Below are 16,387 nucleotides of genomic sequence, written 5' to 3' on the forward strand. Positions count from 1 at the left end.
GAGGGTCATTTGCCACTGCCCGCGACGCTTTCGCCGCCACGGGTCAGGTAATAGGCGCCGAGGATCGGCAGCATGGTCACCAGCATCACCAGCATGGCGACCACGTTGGTCACCGGCACGTCGCGGGGGCGGCTGAGCTGGTTGAGCAGCCAGATCGGCAAGGTCCGCTCGTGGCCGGCGGTGAAGGTGGTGACGATGATCTCGTCGAACGACAGGGCGAACGCCAGCATGCCCCCGGCCAGCAGGGCTGAGCCGAGGTTGGGCAGGATGATGTAGCGGAAGGTCTGCCAGCCGTCGGCACCAAGGTCCATGGACGCCTCGATCAGGCTCTGCGAGGTGCGCCGCAGGCGCGCGATCACGTTGTTGTAGACGATCACCACGCAGAACGTGGCGTGGCCTATGACGATGGTCAACACGCCGGGTTCTACACCCAGGCTCTTGAATGCCGAGAGCAGGGCAATGCCCGTGATGATCCCGGGCAGGGCGATGGGCAGGATCAGCATCAGCGAGATGCTCTCCTTGCCGAAGAAGCTGCGCCGGTACAGCGCCGCCGAGGCCAGGGTGCCGAGCACCAGCGCGATCAGCGTGGCCAGGCAGGCCACCTGCAGCGACAGCTTGATGGCATCGAGCACGTCGGGGCGGGCGAGGGCCACGCTGAACCAGTTGAGGGTGAAGCCCTTGGGTGGGAAGCTGAACGCCGCATCCTCGGTGTTGAAGGCGTACAGGAAGATGATCAGGATCGGGAAGTGCAAGAACAGCAACCCGCCCCAGGCCGCCAGGCGCAAGCCGACAGACGCTTTTTCAGAGTGCATCGAAGGCCCCCAACCGCTTGACGATGGACAGGTACACCGCGATCAGCACGATCGGCACCAGGGTGAAGGCTGCCGCCATCGGCATGTTGCCGATCGCCCCTTGCTGGGCATAGACCATGCTGCCGATGAAGTAACCCGGTGGGCCGACCAGCTGCGGCACGATGAAGTCGCCCAACGTCAGCGAGAACGTGAAGATCGAGCCGGCGGCGATGCCGGGGATCGACAGCGGCAGGATCACTTGCCGGAACGTTTGCCCGGGCCTGGCTCCAAGGTCTGCCGAAGCCTGCAGCAACGAGGGCGGCAGGCGCTCCAGCGAGGCCTGGATGGGCAGGATCATGAACGGCAGCCAGATGTACACGAAGACCATGAAGCGCCCCAGGTGCGAGGTCGACAACGTGCTGCCGCCAACCCCGGGTACGGCCAGCACGGCCTCCAGCAGCGCACCCAGGTGCAGTTGCTGGATGAACCACTGGGCCACTCCTCCCTTGGCCAGCAGCAGGGTCCAGGCGTAGGTCTTGACGATGTAGCTGGCCCACATCGGCATCATGACCGCAATGTAGAAGAACGCCTTGGTCTTGCCGCTGGTGTAGCGCGCCATGTAGTAGGCGATGGGGAAGGCCAGCACCGCACTGGCCAGCGAGACCGCCACGGCCATGGCCAGGGTGCGCAGGATGATGTCGAAGTTCGACGGGTTGAACAGCGCGGCGAAGTTGCCCAGGGTCAGTTCCGGGGTAACCGCCATGGTGAAGTCGTCGAAGGTGTAGAACCCTTGCCACAGCAGGCCTAGCAGCGAGCCCAGGTAGATGGCGCCGAACCAGGTCAGCGGCGGGATCAGCAACAGTGCCAGGTAGAGATTGGGGCGCCGGTACAGCAGGTCGGACAGATGGCGCATGTCAGCGCGCCTCAGCCAGGACAGTTTCCTGCAGCGCGGTCATCGCCTCGCGCGGCCAGCGCACCTGCACCTGCTGGCCGGCCTGCCAGGGCTGCGGTAGCGCCTGCCAGCGGTCGTTGGCGTGGCTCACAGCCAGCAGCTGACCGTTGTCCAGCGGCACCTCATAGCGCGTGGCGCTGCCCTGGTACTGGATATCGCGCAGCAGGCCACTGAGCTGGACGTCATGCGCCTGGCCGGCCTGCTCCACCAGGCGGATATGCTCCGGGCGAATGGAAAACGGTGAGCGACTGCCACTGAGCTGTACGGCGAGGTCGCCCCGTATGACATTGGAGGTGCCGACGAATTCGGCGACGAAGGTGGTCGCCGGTTTCATGTACAGGTTACGCGGCGTGTCGACCTGCTCGATGCGCCCGCGGTTGAACACCGCCACCCGGTCCGACATCGACAGTGCTTCGGTCTGGTCGTGGGTGACGAAGATGAAGGTGATGCCCAGCTGACGCTGCAGTTTCTTCAATTCGCCCTGCATCTGTTCGCGCAGCTTCAGGTCGAGCGCGCCCAGCGGTTCATCGAGCAGCAGTACCCGTGGCCGGTTGACCAAGGCGCGGGCCAGGGCAACGCGCTGGCGCTGGCCGCCGGAGAGTTGCGCCGGTTTGCGTTCGCCGTAGCCGGCCAGGGCAACCATGGCCAGCGCTTGTTCGGCGCGGGCATGACGCTCGCCCTTGGCCACGCCCTTAACCTTGAGGCCGTAGGCGATGTTGTCGCGCACGTTCATGTGCGGGAACAGGGCGTAGTCCTGGAACACGGTGTTGACGTCGCGCTGGTAGGGTGGCACGCCAGCGGCCTCGACACCATGGATGCGGATCGACCCGCTGTCGGGTTGTTCGAAGCCGGCGATCAGCCGCAGGCAGGTGGTCTTGCCCGAGCCGGAGGGGCCGAGCATCGAGAAAAATTCGCCGTCATCGATGTCGATGCTGACCTGGTCGACGGCCTTGACCTCGCCGAAGGTGCGGGAAACCTGGGTGAACTGGACGGCTAGGGGCATTACCTTGGCTCCGTTCGATTTCTGTCTCGTCTACTGGCCTCTTCGCCGGCGCGTCCGCTCCCACAGGTACGGCGCGGTTCCTGTGGGAGCGGGCGTGCCCGCGAAGAGGCTGGTACAGGCTCAACCGGCTTTAGCGCCCGCCCATGATCGCGATGTAATCCTGGGTCCAGCGGCTGTACGGCACGAACTTGCCGCCTTGGGCCTGAGGAGTTTTCCAGAAGGCGATCTTGTCGAAGTTGTCGAAGCCGTTGGTCTTGCACCCTTCAGCCCCCAGCAGTTCACTGCCGGTGCAGGCTGCCGGGACTGCCGGCAAGGAGCCGAACCAGGCCGCGACATCGCCCTGCACCTTGGGTTGCAGCGACCAGTCCATCCACTTGTACGCGCAGTTGGGGTGCTTGGCCTCGCTGTGCAGCATGGTGGTGTCGGCCCAGCCGGTGGCGCCTTCCTGCGGAATGGTCGAGGCCACAGGCTGGTTCTCGGCCTTCAGGCCGTTGACCATGTAGCCCCACGAACTGGAGGCGACCACGCCTTCGTTCTTCACGTCGCTCATCTGCACTGTGGCGTCGTGCCAGTAACGGTGGATCAGCGGTTGCTGTTGGCGCAGCAGTTCCAGCACGGCCTTGTACTGCGCCTCATTGAGCTCGTACGGGTCGTTGATGCCCAGCTCGGGTCTGGCCGATTTAAGGTAAAGCGCCGCGTCGGCGATGTAGATCGGCCCGTCATACGCCTGCACGCGGCCTTTGTTCGGCTTGCCATCGGGCAGGTCTTGCGGCTCGAACACCACGTTCCAGCTGGTGGGTGGCTGCTTGAAGACGTTGGTGTTGTACAGCAGCACGTTCGGGCCCCACTGATACGGCGTGCCGTACACCTGTTTGTCGACCACGTACCAGCCGCCGTTCTGCAGGCGCGGGTCGATGTTCTTCCAGTTGGGGATCAGTGCCGTGTTGATCGGCTGCACGCGCTTGCCGACGATCAGGCGCAGCGAGGCGTCACCGGAAGCCGTGACCAGGTCGTAGCCACCCTTGGTCATCAGGCTGACCATTTCATCGGACGTGGCCGCCGTCTTGACGCTGACCTTGCAGCCGGTTTCCTTTTCGAAACCGGTGACCCAGTCATAGGCCTTGTCGCTTTCGCCGCGCTCGATGTAGCCGGGCCAGGCGACGATATCCAGCCGGCCCTCACCGGCGCCCAGGGCCTTGGGCATCTCGGCGGCCTGCAGGCTGGCGCCGGCCAGCAGCGCGCCGGTCGCGGCGCCGAGCAATGCGGTCTTGTGCACTGACATGGTGTTCCCTCTTTTTGGAGATTTTGGTCGGGGCAGTCGTCAAGAAAGCAGTGAAGCAACGGTTATAAGCGTAGTCGCCTGTGCAAGTGGTTGGCGATGAGGAGTCTAGTTGGCTTTTTGCCAGCTAATGCAACATCCGGAAGCAAATCCCTGGGTGGCGTGCCGGATGGCAAGCCGTACTCTGGGCGCTCCTTCTCATACCGTGGAGACGTGCGCATGAACACCCGGGGCCTGCTCGACCAACTGCTCAAATCCGGTCAGGAACTGCTCAACAAGCCTTCTGCTGCGGGTAAGCCCTCGGCTGGCACGGGTGGGCTGGGCAGCCTGCTCTCCGGTGCTGGAGGCGGTGCCCTGGGGGCAGGGGCGCTGGGCCTGCTGCTGGGCAGCAAGAAGGCCCGCAAGTATGGCGGCAAGGTGCTCACCTATGGCGGCCTGGCCGCACTTGGCGTGCTGGCCTACAAGGCCTATGGCAACTGGCAGGCACGCCAGGGCGCAGGCCAGGGCGCCGAGCCGCAGACCCTCGACCGCCTGCCGCCGGCCCAGGCCGAGCAGCACAGCCAGGCGGTGCTGCGCGCCCTGGTGGCGGCGGCCAAGTCCGATGGCCATATCGACGACCGCGAGCGGGCTTTGATCGAAGGCGAGTTCACCCGCCTGGACAGCGATCGCGACCTGCAGCACTGGCTGCACGATGAGCTGAACAAGCCGCTGGACCCGGCCGAAGTTGCCCGCGCGGCGCAAACACCGGAGATGGCGGCCGAGATGTACCTTGCCAGTGTGATGATGGTCGATCAGGAAAACTTCATGGAGCGCGCCTACCTGGACGAACTGGCCCGTCAGTTGCGTCTCGACCCTGCCCTGCGCCAGGAACTGGAGAGCCAGGTACGGCTTGCCGCAGGCCAGTGAAGCGGAAAATAGCCAGGCCGACCAGGATAGAGGCCTGAATACCTCGCATTTCAGCCGCAATAGGGTCGCAACCCTGGGCTATAATTCGGCGATTTTTCCCGCTCGTTGTGAATTCCTGAGGGCTGAATGTGAAGAACTGGACCTTGCGCCAACGGATCCTGGCAAGTTTCGCCGTGATCATCGCCATCATGCTGCTGATGATCGTAGCCGCCTACTCGCGGCTGGTGACGATCGAAACTGCCGAGGAGGCGGTGGGAACAGACAGCATTCCGGGGCTCTACTACAGCTCGATGATCCGCAGCGCCTGGGTCGACAGCTACGTCACCAGCCAGCAGTTGGTGGGGCTGTCCGGCCACCGCGAAATCACCACGGCCGACATGGAGCTGTTCAAGAGTTTCGAAGATCGCCTCAAGCAATTCATGGCGAACTACCAAGGCACCATTCAGGACACCGATGACCAGGAACGCTTCGATACCTTCATCAAACTTGAAGAAAACTACCTCAAGATCATCGGCCAAGTGCTTGAGGCTTACCGCCAGCAGAACTACGTCGAAGCCGAGCGGCTGATCAGGGATGTGCTCACCCCGGCCTGGGTGGAAGGGCGCAAGCACCTCAACACGGTAATCGAGCACAACCGCGAGTCTGCAGATGCAGCGACCCGTGAAATCGTCACGGCCGTTAGCACCGCCAAGGGCAGCATGATGGTCTCGCTGCTGTTGGCGATCGTGGCCGCCGGTATCTGCGGCCTGCTGTTGATGCGTGCCATCACCGCACCGGTACAACGCATCGTCCATGCCCTCGACAAGCTGCGTTCGGGCGACCTCAGCATGCGCCTGAGCCTGGACCGCAAGGATGAGTTCGGTGCCATCGAAAGCGGCTTCAACGAAATGGCCGAAGCCCTGGCCAACCTGGTGGCCCAGGCGCAGCGCTCGTCGGTGCAGGTGACCACGTCGGTCACCGAGATCGCCGCCACCTCCAAGCAACAGCAGGCTACCGCGACCGAAACGGCCGCCACCACCACCGAAATCGGCGCCACCTCGCGTGAAATCGCTGCCACTTCGCGCGACCTGGTGCGCACCATGACCGAGGTCACCTCTGCCGCCGACCAGGCCTCGAGCCTGGCCGGTTCCGGCCAGCAGGGCCTGGCGCGCATGGAAGAAACCATGCACCAGGTGATGGGCGCCGCCGACCTGGTCAACGCCAAGCTGGGCATCCTCAATGAAAAGGCCAGCAACATCACGCAGATGGTAGTGACCATCGTGAAGGTGGCCGACCAGACCAACCTGCTCTCGCTCAATGCCGCCATCGAGGCGGAAAAGGCCGGCGAATATGGCCGCGGTTTTGCCGTGGTCGCCACCGAGGTGCGACGCCTGGCCGACCAGACTGCCGTGGCCACCTACGACATCGAACAGATGGTCCGCGAGATCCAGTCGGCGGTATCGGCAGGGGTGATGGGCATGGACAAGTTCTCCGAAGAAGTGCGCCGTGGCATGTTCGAAGTGCAGCAGGTGGGCGAGCAACTGAGCCAGATCATCCACCAGGTCCAGGCCTTGGCGCCGCGGGTGCTGATGGTCAACGAGGGCATGCAGGCCCAGGCCACTGGCGCCGAGCAGATCAACCAGGCCCTGGCCCAGCTCAGTGATGCCAGCACTCAGACGGTGGAATCGCTGCGCCAGGCGAGCTTTGCCATCGATGAGTTGAGCCAGGTGGCCGCCGGCCTGCGCGGTGGTGTATCGCGCTTCAAAGTCTGACCACCATGACCGGTTTGCATTCCTCCCCGGCAGCTGCGGCCAGCGCCAAGGGCATCCTGTATCTGCAGTTTTGCCTCAACCAGCAGCGCTTTGCCCTGGATGTGCGCGAAGTGATCGAGGTGCTGCCACGACGGCCGCTCAAGCCGATTGCCCAGGCGCCGGCCTGGGTTGCTGGCATCCTGGCGCATCGCGGTGTGCTGGTGCCGGTGGTCGACCTCGGCGCGCTGAGCTTTGGCCAGCCGGCAGCCGAGCGCACCAGCACGCGCCTGGTGCTGGTGCGCTATCGTGGCGACCAGGTGCTGGGCCTGATCCTTGAACAAGCGACCGAAACCCTGCGTTGCATGCCGGACGAGTTCCAGCCCTATGGCCTGGACAACGGCGAAGCGCGCTACTTGGGCCCGGTCCGCCAGGACGCCCAAGGTTTGCTGCAACGGATAGAAGTCGATGACCTGCTGACAGAGCGCGTGCGCGAACTGTTGTTCCCGCAAGCGCCAGAACAGGTGACGCCATGAGCGAGCAACGTTTCTTCCGCTTCCTGCAGGAACGTATCGGCCTGGATGTCGAGTCGGTTGGTGTGCCGATGGTGGAGCGGGCCCTGCGCCAGCGTTGCGTCGCCCTGAATGCCGCCGATCTGGGTGACTACTGGGTTCGCCTGCAGCAATCGCCGGATGAGCAACTGGCGCTGATCGAGGCGGTGATCGTCCCGGAAACCTGGTTCTTCCGTTATCCGGACTCGTTCACCGCGCTGGTCGGGCTGGCCCAGAAGCGCCTGGCCGAGTTGGCCGGCGAGCGGCCCTTGCGCCTGCTCAGCCTGCCTTGCTCCACCGGTGAGGAGCCGTATTCGCTGGCCATGGCCTTGCTCGATGCGGGTATGAGCCCGGCCGATTTCCGTATCGACGGTATCGATATCAGCCCTACCTCGGTGGCCAAAGGCATACAGGGCGTCTACGGGCGCAACTCGTTCCGCGGCGCTGAACTTGGGTTTCGCGAGCGGCATTTCCGTGAGGATGATGATGGCCACAAGCTGAACGAGCGGGTACTGCAGCAGGTGAATCTGGAGGTTGGCAACGTGCTCGACCCAGCGCTGGCCCGCCGCTATGGTCAGTATGATTTCGTGTTCTGCCGCAACCTGCTGATCTATTTCGATGTCCCGACCCAGCAACGGGTGTTCGAAGTGCTCAAGCGCCTGGCGCAGCCGCAGGGTGTGCTGTTCATCGGCCCTGCCGAAGGCAGCTTGCTGGCGCGGTTGGGCATGCGCCCGCTGGGCATAGCCCAGTCGTTTGCCTACGTTCGTCAGCCTGCCGATGTGCCGACTGCACCCGCCCAGCCGCCACGGCCGCTGCCAGCTGCGGCAGCACCGAGCCGCCCGCGGCCCATGACGGTGCCATCGGCTCGGCCCTTGCGCGTGGTGCCACCGGCCGCCCACGCAGCTGAACCGCGCGAGAGCGAAAGCGAGTTGCTGGCCAACATCGCGCGCCAGGCCAATGCCGGCGACAGCGCCCAGGCCCGCGCCAGTTGCCAGCGCTACCTGCGCCTGTTCGCCCCCAAAGCCCAGGTCTACTACTGGTTGGGGCTGCTCAGCGATACCGAAGGTGATGCGCAGCAGGCGTTGAGCCTTTACCGCAAGGCCCTTTACCTGGAGCCGCAGCATCCCGAGGCATTGTTGCACCTGGCCACGCTGCTGGCTTCCCAAGGGGACGAAGCCGGTGCCCGCCGCTTGCAGGAACGTGCCGCACGTGCCGGCCGGGAGTCTGAACGATGAAAGCCGAACACGCGGTCGAGCTGCTGGCCAAAGACGATGAGCGCATCGACGACTGCTGGAACCGTATCGGTGTCCACGGCAGCAAGGATTGCCCGTTGCTGGAACGGCACATCCATTGTCGTAACTGTGAAGTCTATGCTGCGGCGGCCACGCGCCTGCTCGATCGCTATGCGCTGATCGAAACCGACCTGGCGCACGAGACGGCCCCGGTCGAAACCTCGGCCGGGCGCTCGCTGCTGCTGTTCCGCCTGGGCGAGGAGTGGCTGGCCCTGGCCACAGCCTGCCTGGCCGAGATCGCTCCCCTGCAACCGGTGCATTCGTTGCCCCATCAACGCTCGCGGGTACTGCAAGGGGTCGCCAATGTGCGCGGCGCGTTGGTGCCCTGCCTGTCACTGGCCGACCTGCTGGGTGTGGAGCGCTTGTCCGAGCAGCCGCGCAGCGGTCGGGCGATGCCGCGCATGCTGATCCTGGCAGCGTCGGGCGGGCCGGTGGTGATGGCGGTGGACGAAATCGACGGCATTCATCGCCTCGATGCCGCTTTGCAGGGGGCCACCGAGGATGCCGCACCGTTTACCGCTGCGGTGTTGCAGTGGCGGGGGCGCAGTGTGCGGGTGCTGGACGATCACCATTTACTGTCTGCCGTGCAGCGGAGCCTGTCATGACCCCAGAGCAAATGCGCGACGCATCGCTGCTCGAACTGTTCAGCCTGGAGGCCGAGGCACAGACTCAGGTGCTCAGTACCGGGCTGATGGCACTGGAACACAACCCGACCCAGGCCGACCAGCTGGAAGCCTGCATGCGGGCGGCGCATTCGTTGAAGGGCGCCGCGCGTATCGTCGGCATCGATGCCGGGGTCAGCGTCGCCCATGTCATGGAAGACTGCCTGGTGGCGGCGCAGGAAGGCCGGCTGCTGTTGCGCGCCGAACACATCGATGCACTGCTGCGCGGCACCGACTTGCTGATGCACATCGCCACCCCCGGCGATCCGAATGGCGAGGCATTGGTGCCGGCGTTCCTGGTGCAGATGGCCGGCCTGCTCGACCCCGCTGGCTCGGTACCGGCAGCGGCAGCGCTTGAACCGGCGCTTGCCGTGGCTCCGCCGTCCCCGCCTGAGCCTGAGCTTGAGCCGATGGCGCCGGCCGTCGCGGCCGAAGTCGAACCTGCCGTGCCGCGCAAGGCCGGCAAGCGCGCAGGCGAGGGCGGTGAGCGGGTCTTGCGGGTCACCGCCGACCGTCTGAACAGCCTGCTCGACCTGTCCAGCAAGTCATTGGTCGAGACCCAGCGCCTGAAGCCCTACCTGGCCACCTTGCAGCGCCTCAAACGCATGCACGGCCAGGGCATGCGTGCCCTCGACGGTTTGAAGACGCAGCTTGAAGACAGTGGCCAGAGCCCCGAGGTGCTGGATGCCCTGGCGCAGACCCAGCGCCTGTTGCTGGAAACCCAGCAGATCCTGCAGCAGCAAGCCGCTGACCTCGACGAGTTTGGCTGGCAGGCCAGCCAGCGAGCCCAGTTGCTGTACGACACGGCATTGGCCTGTCGCATGCGCCCGTTCGCCGACGTACTCACCGGCCAGACCCGCATGGTTCGTGACCTCGGGCGTTCGCTTGGCAAGCAGGTGCATCTGCAGATCGAAGGCGAGAAAACCCAGGTCGATCGTGATGTTCTGGAAAAACTCGAAGCGCCCTTGACCCATTTGCTGCGCAATGCCGTCGACCATGGCATTGAACTGCCCGAGCGGCGCCTGCTGGCGGGCAAACCGGAGGGAGGTACGATCCGCCTGCGCGCCTCGCACCAAGCCGGGCTGCTGATCCTCGAACTGAGCGATGATGGCTCGGGCATCGACCTTGAGCGCCTCAAGCGCAACATCGTCGAGCGCGGCCTGTCGCCGGCCGACACCGTAGCGCAGATGAGCGAAGCCGAGTTGCTGACCTTCCTGTTCCTGCCGGGCTTCAGTCTGCGCGACAAGGTCACCGAAGTGTCTGGCCGTGGTGTCGGCCTGGATGCGGTGCAGCACATGGTCCGCGACCTGCGTGGTTCGATCGAGCTGACGCAGCTGCCCGGCCAGGGCTGTCGTTTCCACCTGGAGGTGCCGTTGACCCTGTCGGTGGTGCGCAGCCTGGTGGTGGAAGTCGGTGGCGAGGCTTATGCGTTCCCGCTGGCGCATATCGAGCGCACCCTTGAAGTGGCGACCGAAGACATCGTACAGATCGAGGGCCGTCAGCACTTCTGGCACGAAGGTCGGCATATCGGCCTGGTGGCTGCCAGCCAGCTGCTCAACCGGCCGGCGGGGCAGGGCGAGGCCAGCAGCCTGCGGGTGGTGGTGATCCGTGAGCGCGAGCAGCTTTACGGGGTCGCCGTGGAGCGCCTGGTCGGTGAGCGGGTGCTGGTGGTGATGCCGCTCGATCCGCGCCTGGGCAAGGTCCAGGACATCTCGGCAGGGGCCTTGCTGGACGATGGCTCGGTGGTGCTGATCATCGATGTCGAGGACTTGCTGCGCTCGGTCGAGAAGCTGCTCAGCACCGGCCGGCTGGAGCGTATCGAGCGCGGCGCACAAGGGGCGCGAGGCGCCAGCCGCAAGCGCGTCCTGGTGGTCGATGATTCGCTCACCGTGCGCGAGCTGCAGCGCAAGCTGCTGGGCAACCGTGGCTATGACGTCGCAGTGGCGGTGGACGGCATGGACGGCTGGAATGCGCTGCGCAGCGAAGACTTCGACCTGCTGATCACCGATATCGACATGCCGCGCATGGATGGCATCGAACTGGTCACCTTGGTGCGCCGCGACCAACGGTTGCAGTCACTGCCGGTGATGGTGGTGTCGTACAAGGACCGTGAAGAAGATCGCCGGCGTGGCCTTGATGCCGGGGCCGACTACTATCTGGCAAAAGCCAGCTTCCATGACGATGCGTTGCTGGATGCCGTGGGGGAACTGATCGGAGGTGCTCAGGGATGAAGATCGCCATCGTCAACGATATGCCCATGGCGGTAGAGGCGTTGCGCCGGGCCCTGGCCTTCGAGCCGGCGCACCAGGTGATCTGGGTGGCCAGCGATGGCGCTGAAGCCGTGCGCAAATGCGCCGAGGACACTCCCGACCTGATTCTCATGGACCTGATCATGCCGGTGATGGATGGCGTCGAGGCGACCCGGCGGATCATGGCCGAATCGCCCTGCGCCATCGTCATTGTCACGGTCGACCGCAAGCAGAACGTGCACCGGGTGTTCGAGGCCATGGGCCATGGCGCCCTGGATGTGGTCGACACCCCCGCACTGGGAGCCGGTGACGCACGTGAGGCTGCGGCGCCGCTGCTGCGCAAGATCCTCAATATCGGCTGGTTGATTGGCCAGCAGCGGCCCGGCGCGAGCAAGTCGGTCGCCGCCCCCCTGCGCGAGGCTTCCCAGCGCAGTGGGCTGGTTGCGATTGGCTCTTCCGCAGGTGGCCCGGCCGCCCTCGAAGTGCTGCTTAAAGGCCTGCCGCGCGGTTTTGGGGCATCGATCGTACTGGTCCAGCATGTCGACCAGGTGTTCGCTGCCGGCATGGCCGAATGGCTCGCCAGCGCCTGCGGCTTGCCCGTGCGCCTGGCCCGCGAAGGCGAACCGCCCCAGCCCGGGCAGGTGCTGCTGGCCGGCACCAACCACCATATCCGTCTGCTCCAGGGCGGCCAGCTGGCCTACACTGCCGAGCCCGTCAACGAAATCTACCGGCCTTCGATCGACGTGTTCTTCGAGAGCGTGGCGCGCTACTGGAACGGCGATGCGGTGGGGGTGCTGCTTACCGGCATGGGGCGTGACGGCGCCCAGGGCCTGAAATTGATGCGCCAGCAGGGCTTTCTGACGATTGCCCAGGACCAGGCCAGCAGTGCGGTGTACGGCATGCCCAAGGCCGCTGCGGCGATCGATGCCGCAGTGGAAATCCGCCCGTTGGAACGCATCGCCGGGCGCTTGATGGAGCTCTTCGCAAAATGACGACTTGTATAGAATCGCGCCGCGTGAGCGGACGTGGTCAGGTGAATTCTAATGACTGATCTACCGATCGAAGGGTTCACGACCCCCAATGAAAACATGGCGATGGTCCTGCTGGTCGATGACCAGGCGATGATCGGTGAGGCGGTGCGTCGTGGCCTGGCAGTGGAAGAGAACATCGATTTTCATTTCTGCGCCGACCCGCATCAGGCGGTAGCCCAGGCCGTGCGCATCAAGCCCACGGTGATCCTTCAGGACCTGATCATGCCCGGCCTGGACGGCCTGACCCTGGTTCGCGAGTACCGCAACAACCCGGCCACCCGGGACATCCCGATCATCGTCCTGTCGACCAAGGAAGATCCGCTGGTCAAGAGCGCCGCCTTCGCCGCCGGCGCCAACGATTATCTGGTCAAGTTGCCAGACAACATCGAGCTGGTGGCGCGTATCCGCTACCACTCGCGCTCCTACCTGACCCTGCTGCAACGCGACGAGGCCTACCGCGCCCTGCGGGTCAGCCAGCAGCAGCTGCTCGACACCAACCTGATGCTGCAGCGTCTGATGAATTCCGACGGCCTGACCGGGCTGTCCAACCGCCGCCACTTCGACGAATACCTGGAGCTGGAATGGCGCCGGGCCATGCGCGAGCAGCAGCAATTGTCGTTGCTGATGATCGATGTCGATTACTTCAAGGTGTTCAACGACAGCTTCGGTCACCTGGCCGGCGACGAAGCGCTGCGCCAGGTCGCCGAGGCCATTCGCGGCTCCTGCTCGCGGCCAACCGACCTGCCGGCGCGCTACGGCGGCGAGGAGTTCGCCCTGGTGTTGCCCAACACCTCGCCTGGCGGTGCACGCCTGATCGCCGAAAAGCTGCGCCAGACCGTGCTTGGCCTGAACATTGCGCACAGTGTGCCCACGGCAGACTCGCTGCTGACCGTAAGCATCGGCCTGGCGACCCAGACGCCGGCCATTGGCAGCCATTGTCGGCAGTTGATTTCGGCGGCGGACAAGGGGCTGTATCAGGCCAAGAACAACGGGCGCAACCAGGTCGGCATTGCCTGACGCCGATGCGGCTGCCCAACGGGCTGCCGCCGCTCTTTGGATGGGTTATACTCGCGGGCTTTTCACCGAATTCGCACGAGAGCCAGCCGCCCATGGAAATCCAACCAATCCTGAACACCATCAAGGACCTCACCGAGCGTTCCCTGTCCATTCGGGGGTATCTTTGACTACGATCACAAGCATGACCGCCTGATCGAAGTCAACCGCGAGCTGGAAGACGCTGCCGTCTGGAACAAGCCCGAGTACGCCCAGGCCCTGGGCCGCGAGCGCGCCATGCTGGCGCAGGTCGTCGAGACCCTGGACAAGCTGGCCAATGGCCTGGCCGACTGCAAGGACCTGCTCGACATGGCTGTCGAGGAAGGTGATGAAGGCGCCGTCAGCGACGTCGAGACCGAGCTGCAGGCCCTGGAAGAGTCCCTCGCCCAGCTTGAGTTCCGTCGCATGTTCAGCGGCGAGATGGACATGAACAACGCCTACCTGGACATCCAGGCCGGCTCCGGCGGCACCGAGGCGCAGGACTGGGCCAACATCCTGCTGCGCATGTACCTGCGCTGGGCCGACAAGCGTGGCTTCGACGCCACCATCATCGAGCTGTCCGAAGGTGAAGTCGCCGGCATCAAGGGCGCCACCGTGCACATCAAGGGTGAGTACGCCTTCGGCTGGCTGCGCACCGAGATCGGCGTGCACCGCCTGGTGCGCAAGAGCCCGTTCGACTCCGGCGCGCGTCGCCACACCTCGTTCTCGGCGGTGTTCGTGTCCCCCGAGATCGACGACAAGGTCGAGATCGAGATCAACCCGTCCGACCTGCGCATCGACACCTACCGCTCCTCCGGTGCTGGTGGTCAGCACGTCAACACCACTGACTCGGCGGTGCGTATCACCCACGTACCGACCAACACCGTGGTGGCTTGCCAGAACGAACGTTCCCAGCATGCCAACAAGGACACCGCCATGAAAATGCTGCGGGCCAAGTTGTACGAGCTGGAAATGCAAAAGCGCAACGCCGCTTCGCAGGCGTTGGAAGACAGCAAGTCGGACATCGGCTGGGGCCACCAGATCCGCTCCTACGTGCTGGATGACTCGCGCATCAAGGACCTGCGTACCGGCGTCGAGCGCAGCGACTGCCAGAAGGTCCTGGATGGCGACCTCGACCAGTATCTGGAAGCGAGCCTCAAGCAGGGGCTGTAAGCCGTACACCACCGCCGCGCTACCCGGCCACTTGCCGGTAGCGCGTGCCCTGCCCGGAAAGGGCAACGAATACCTGATGGAAAGAATGACGACATGAGCGACCTGAAGACCGAATCGCAAGACCTGCAACAGGAAGAAAACGCCCTGATCGCCCTGCGCAAGGAAAAACTTGCCGCCGAGCGTGCCAAGGGCAATGCCTTCCCCAACGACTTCCGCCGCGACAGCTACTGCAACGATCTGCAGAAGCAGTACGCGGACAAGACCAAGGAAGAGCTGGAAGCAGCCGCGATCCCGGTCAAGGTTGCCGGTCGCATCATGCTCAACCGTGGCTCGTTCATGGTCATCCAGGACATGACCGGCCGTATCCAGGTCTACGTCAACCGCAAGACACTGCCCGAAGAAACCCTGGCCGCCGTCAAGACCTGGGACCTGGGCGACATCATCAGCGCCGAAGGCACCCTGGCCCGTTCCGGCAAGGGCGACCTGTACGTCGAGATGACCAACGTGCGCCTGCTGACCAAGTCGCTGCGCCCGCTGCCGGACAAGCACCACGGCCTGACCGACACCGAGCAGCGCTATCGCCAGCGTTACGTTGACCTGATGGTCAACGAAGAAACCCGCCACACCTTCCGGGTGCGTTCGCAGGTGATCTCGCATATCCGCAAGTTCCTCATCGAGCGCGACTTCCTCGAAGTCGAGACGCCGATGCTGCAGACCATCCCGGGTGGTGCAGCGGCCAAGCCGTTCGAAACCCACCACAACGCCCTGGACATGGCCATGTTCCTGCGTATCGCGCCGGAGCTGTACCTCAAGCGCCTGGTGGTTGGCGGCTTCGAGAAAGTGTTCGAGATCAACCGCAACTTCCGTAACGAAGGCGTTTCGACTCGTCACAACCCTGAATTCACCATGCTCGAGTTCTACCAGGCCTACGCCGACTACCGCGACAACATGGACCTCACCGAGGAACTGTTCCGCGAGCTGGCGCAACTGGTGCTGGGCACCACCGACGTGCCATACGGCGACAAGGTGTTCCACTTCGGCGAGCCGTTTGCTCGCCTGTCGGTATTCGACTCGATCCTCAAGTACAACCCCGAGCTGACCGCTGCCGACCTGCAGGATGTCGACCGTGCTCGCGACATCGCCAAGAAGGCCGGCGCCAAGGTGCTGGGCCACGAAGGCCTGGGCAAGCTGCAGGTGATGATTTTCGAAGAGCTGGTCGAGCACAAGCTGGAGCAGCCGCACTTCATCACCGAGTACCCGTTCGAAGTGTCGCCACTGGCTCGCCGCAACGACGACAACCCGGCCGTGACCGACCGCTTCGAGCTGTTCATCGGTGGCCGCGAAATCGCCAACGCCTACTCCGAGCTCAACGATGCCGAAGACCAGGCCGAGCGCTTCCTGGCCCAGGTGGCAGAGAAGGATGCAGGTGACGATGAAGCCATGCACTACGACGCCGACTTCGTTCGCGCCCTGGAGTACGGCATGCCACCGACTGCCGGTGAAGGCATCGGTATCGACCGCCTGGTGATGCTGCTGACCAACTCGCCATCGATTCGCGACGTGATCCTGTTCCCGCACATGCGCCCACAAGCCTGAGTGATCTGAACAAGCCGCCTTTCGGGGCGGCTTTTTCTTGCCTGTACACTTGTATTGCCTGTACCGGCCTCTTCGCGGCTAAAGCCGCTCCCACAGGTACTGCACAGGCCCTCAGAGCTGCGTAATCCCTGTGGGAGCGGCTT

Annotated in this window: 14 protein-coding genes; 10 read left to right on the forward strand and 4 right to left on the reverse strand. The window is 64.4% G+C overall.

The window, feature by feature from the left end:
- Positions 1–5: 5 nt before the first annotated feature.
- The 4 genes from CQW31_RS21405 to ydcS all read right to left on the reverse strand — a co-directional run bounded on the left by CQW31_RS21405 (position 6) and on the right by ydcS (position 4,028).
- Positions 6–812: an ABC transporter permease gene (locus CQW31_RS21405; RefSeq protein WP_054886924.1), complete on the reverse strand. Its 807-nt coding sequence runs from the start codon at positions 810–812 to the stop codon at positions 6–8.
- Positions 802–1,704 (reverse strand): ABC transporter permease, encoded by a 903-nt coding sequence (locus CQW31_RS21410; RefSeq protein WP_054886923.1) that lies wholly within the window; start codon positions 1,702–1,704, stop codon positions 802–804. Before CQW31_RS21410 ends, CQW31_RS21405 begins: the two co-directional genes overlap by 11 nt.
- 1 nt (position 1,705) lies before the next feature.
- Complete coding sequence (locus CQW31_RS21415; protein ID WP_099815337.1) at positions 1,706–2,746, reverse strand: ABC transporter ATP-binding protein; 1,041 nt, start codon at positions 2,744–2,746, stop codon at positions 1,706–1,708.
- A 130-nt stretch (positions 2,747–2,876) separates the two neighbouring features.
- Positions 2,877–4,028, reverse strand: coding sequence for a putative ABC transporter substrate-binding protein YdcS (gene ydcS / locus CQW31_RS21420; RefSeq protein WP_099815338.1), 1,152 nt, complete (start codon positions 4,026–4,028; stop codon positions 2,877–2,879).
- A 216-nt stretch (positions 4,029–4,244) separates the two neighbouring features.
- On the opposite strand from ydcS, the gene CQW31_RS21425 reads away from it, so the two are divergent.
- The 10 genes from CQW31_RS21425 to lysS all read left to right on the forward strand — a co-directional run bounded on the left by CQW31_RS21425 (position 4,245) and on the right by lysS (position 16,244).
- Positions 4,245–4,931 (forward strand): tellurite resistance TerB family protein, encoded by a 687-nt coding sequence (locus CQW31_RS21425; protein WP_099815339.1) that lies wholly within the window; start codon positions 4,245–4,247, stop codon positions 4,929–4,931.
- A 128-nt stretch (positions 4,932–5,059) separates the two neighbouring features.
- Positions 5,060–6,682 (forward strand): methyl-accepting chemotaxis protein, encoded by a 1,623-nt coding sequence (locus tag CQW31_RS21430; RefSeq protein WP_099815340.1) that lies wholly within the window; start codon positions 5,060–5,062, stop codon positions 6,680–6,682.
- A gap of 5 nt (positions 6,683–6,687) precedes the next feature.
- On the forward strand, positions 6,688–7,194 hold the full coding sequence (locus CQW31_RS21435; RefSeq protein ID WP_099815341.1) for a chemotaxis protein CheW: 507 nt from the start codon (positions 6,688–6,690) through the stop codon (positions 7,192–7,194).
- Positions 7,191–8,444 (forward strand): protein-glutamate O-methyltransferase CheR, encoded by a 1,254-nt coding sequence (locus CQW31_RS21440; RefSeq protein WP_099815342.1) that lies wholly within the window; start codon positions 7,191–7,193, stop codon positions 8,442–8,444. The genes CQW31_RS21435 and CQW31_RS21440 overlap by 4 nt, the downstream gene beginning before the upstream one ends.
- A complete protein-coding gene (locus CQW31_RS21445) occupies positions 8,441–9,106 on the forward strand; it encodes a chemotaxis protein CheW (protein WP_099815343.1) in 666 nt (221 codons plus the stop codon). The genes CQW31_RS21440 and CQW31_RS21445 overlap by 4 nt, the downstream gene beginning before the upstream one ends.
- Complete coding sequence (locus CQW31_RS21450) at positions 9,103–11,394, forward strand: hybrid sensor histidine kinase/response regulator (protein ID WP_099815344.1); 2,292 nt, start codon at positions 9,103–9,105, stop codon at positions 11,392–11,394. The genes CQW31_RS21445 and CQW31_RS21450 overlap by 4 nt, the downstream gene beginning before the upstream one ends.
- Positions 11,391–12,404 (forward strand): chemotaxis response regulator protein-glutamate methylesterase, encoded by a 1,014-nt coding sequence (locus CQW31_RS21455; protein WP_054886914.1) that lies wholly within the window; start codon positions 11,391–11,393, stop codon positions 12,402–12,404. The genes CQW31_RS21450 and CQW31_RS21455 overlap by 4 nt, the downstream gene beginning before the upstream one ends.
- 51 nt (positions 12,405–12,455) lie before the next feature.
- Complete coding sequence (locus CQW31_RS21460) at positions 12,456–13,460, forward strand: PleD family two-component system response regulator (RefSeq protein WP_054886913.1); 1,005 nt, start codon at positions 12,456–12,458, stop codon at positions 13,458–13,460.
- Positions 13,461–13,552: 92 nt separating this feature from the next.
- Positions 13,553–14,648, forward strand: a protein-coding gene (gene prfB, locus CQW31_RS21465; protein WP_099815345.1) for a peptide chain release factor 2 whose coding sequence is annotated in 2 segments (ribosomal slippage) — positions 13,553–13,624 and positions 13,626–14,648 — 1,095 coding nt in all. Because the reading frame shifts where the segments join, the coding sequence is not laid out codon by codon here.
- Positions 14,649–14,741: 93 nt separating this feature from the next.
- Positions 14,742–16,244: a lysine--tRNA ligase gene (gene lysS, locus CQW31_RS21470; protein ID WP_054886911.1), complete on the forward strand. Its 1,503-nt coding sequence runs from the start codon at positions 14,742–14,744 to the stop codon at positions 16,242–16,244.
- Positions 16,245–16,387: the final 143 nt, after the last annotated feature.

Origin of the sequence: Pseudomonas sp. 382 (genome assembly GCF_002759075.1) — a bacterium.
Classification (GTDB): Bacteria; Pseudomonadota; Gammaproteobacteria; order Pseudomonadales; family Pseudomonadaceae; genus Aquipseudomonas; species Aquipseudomonas vlassakiae.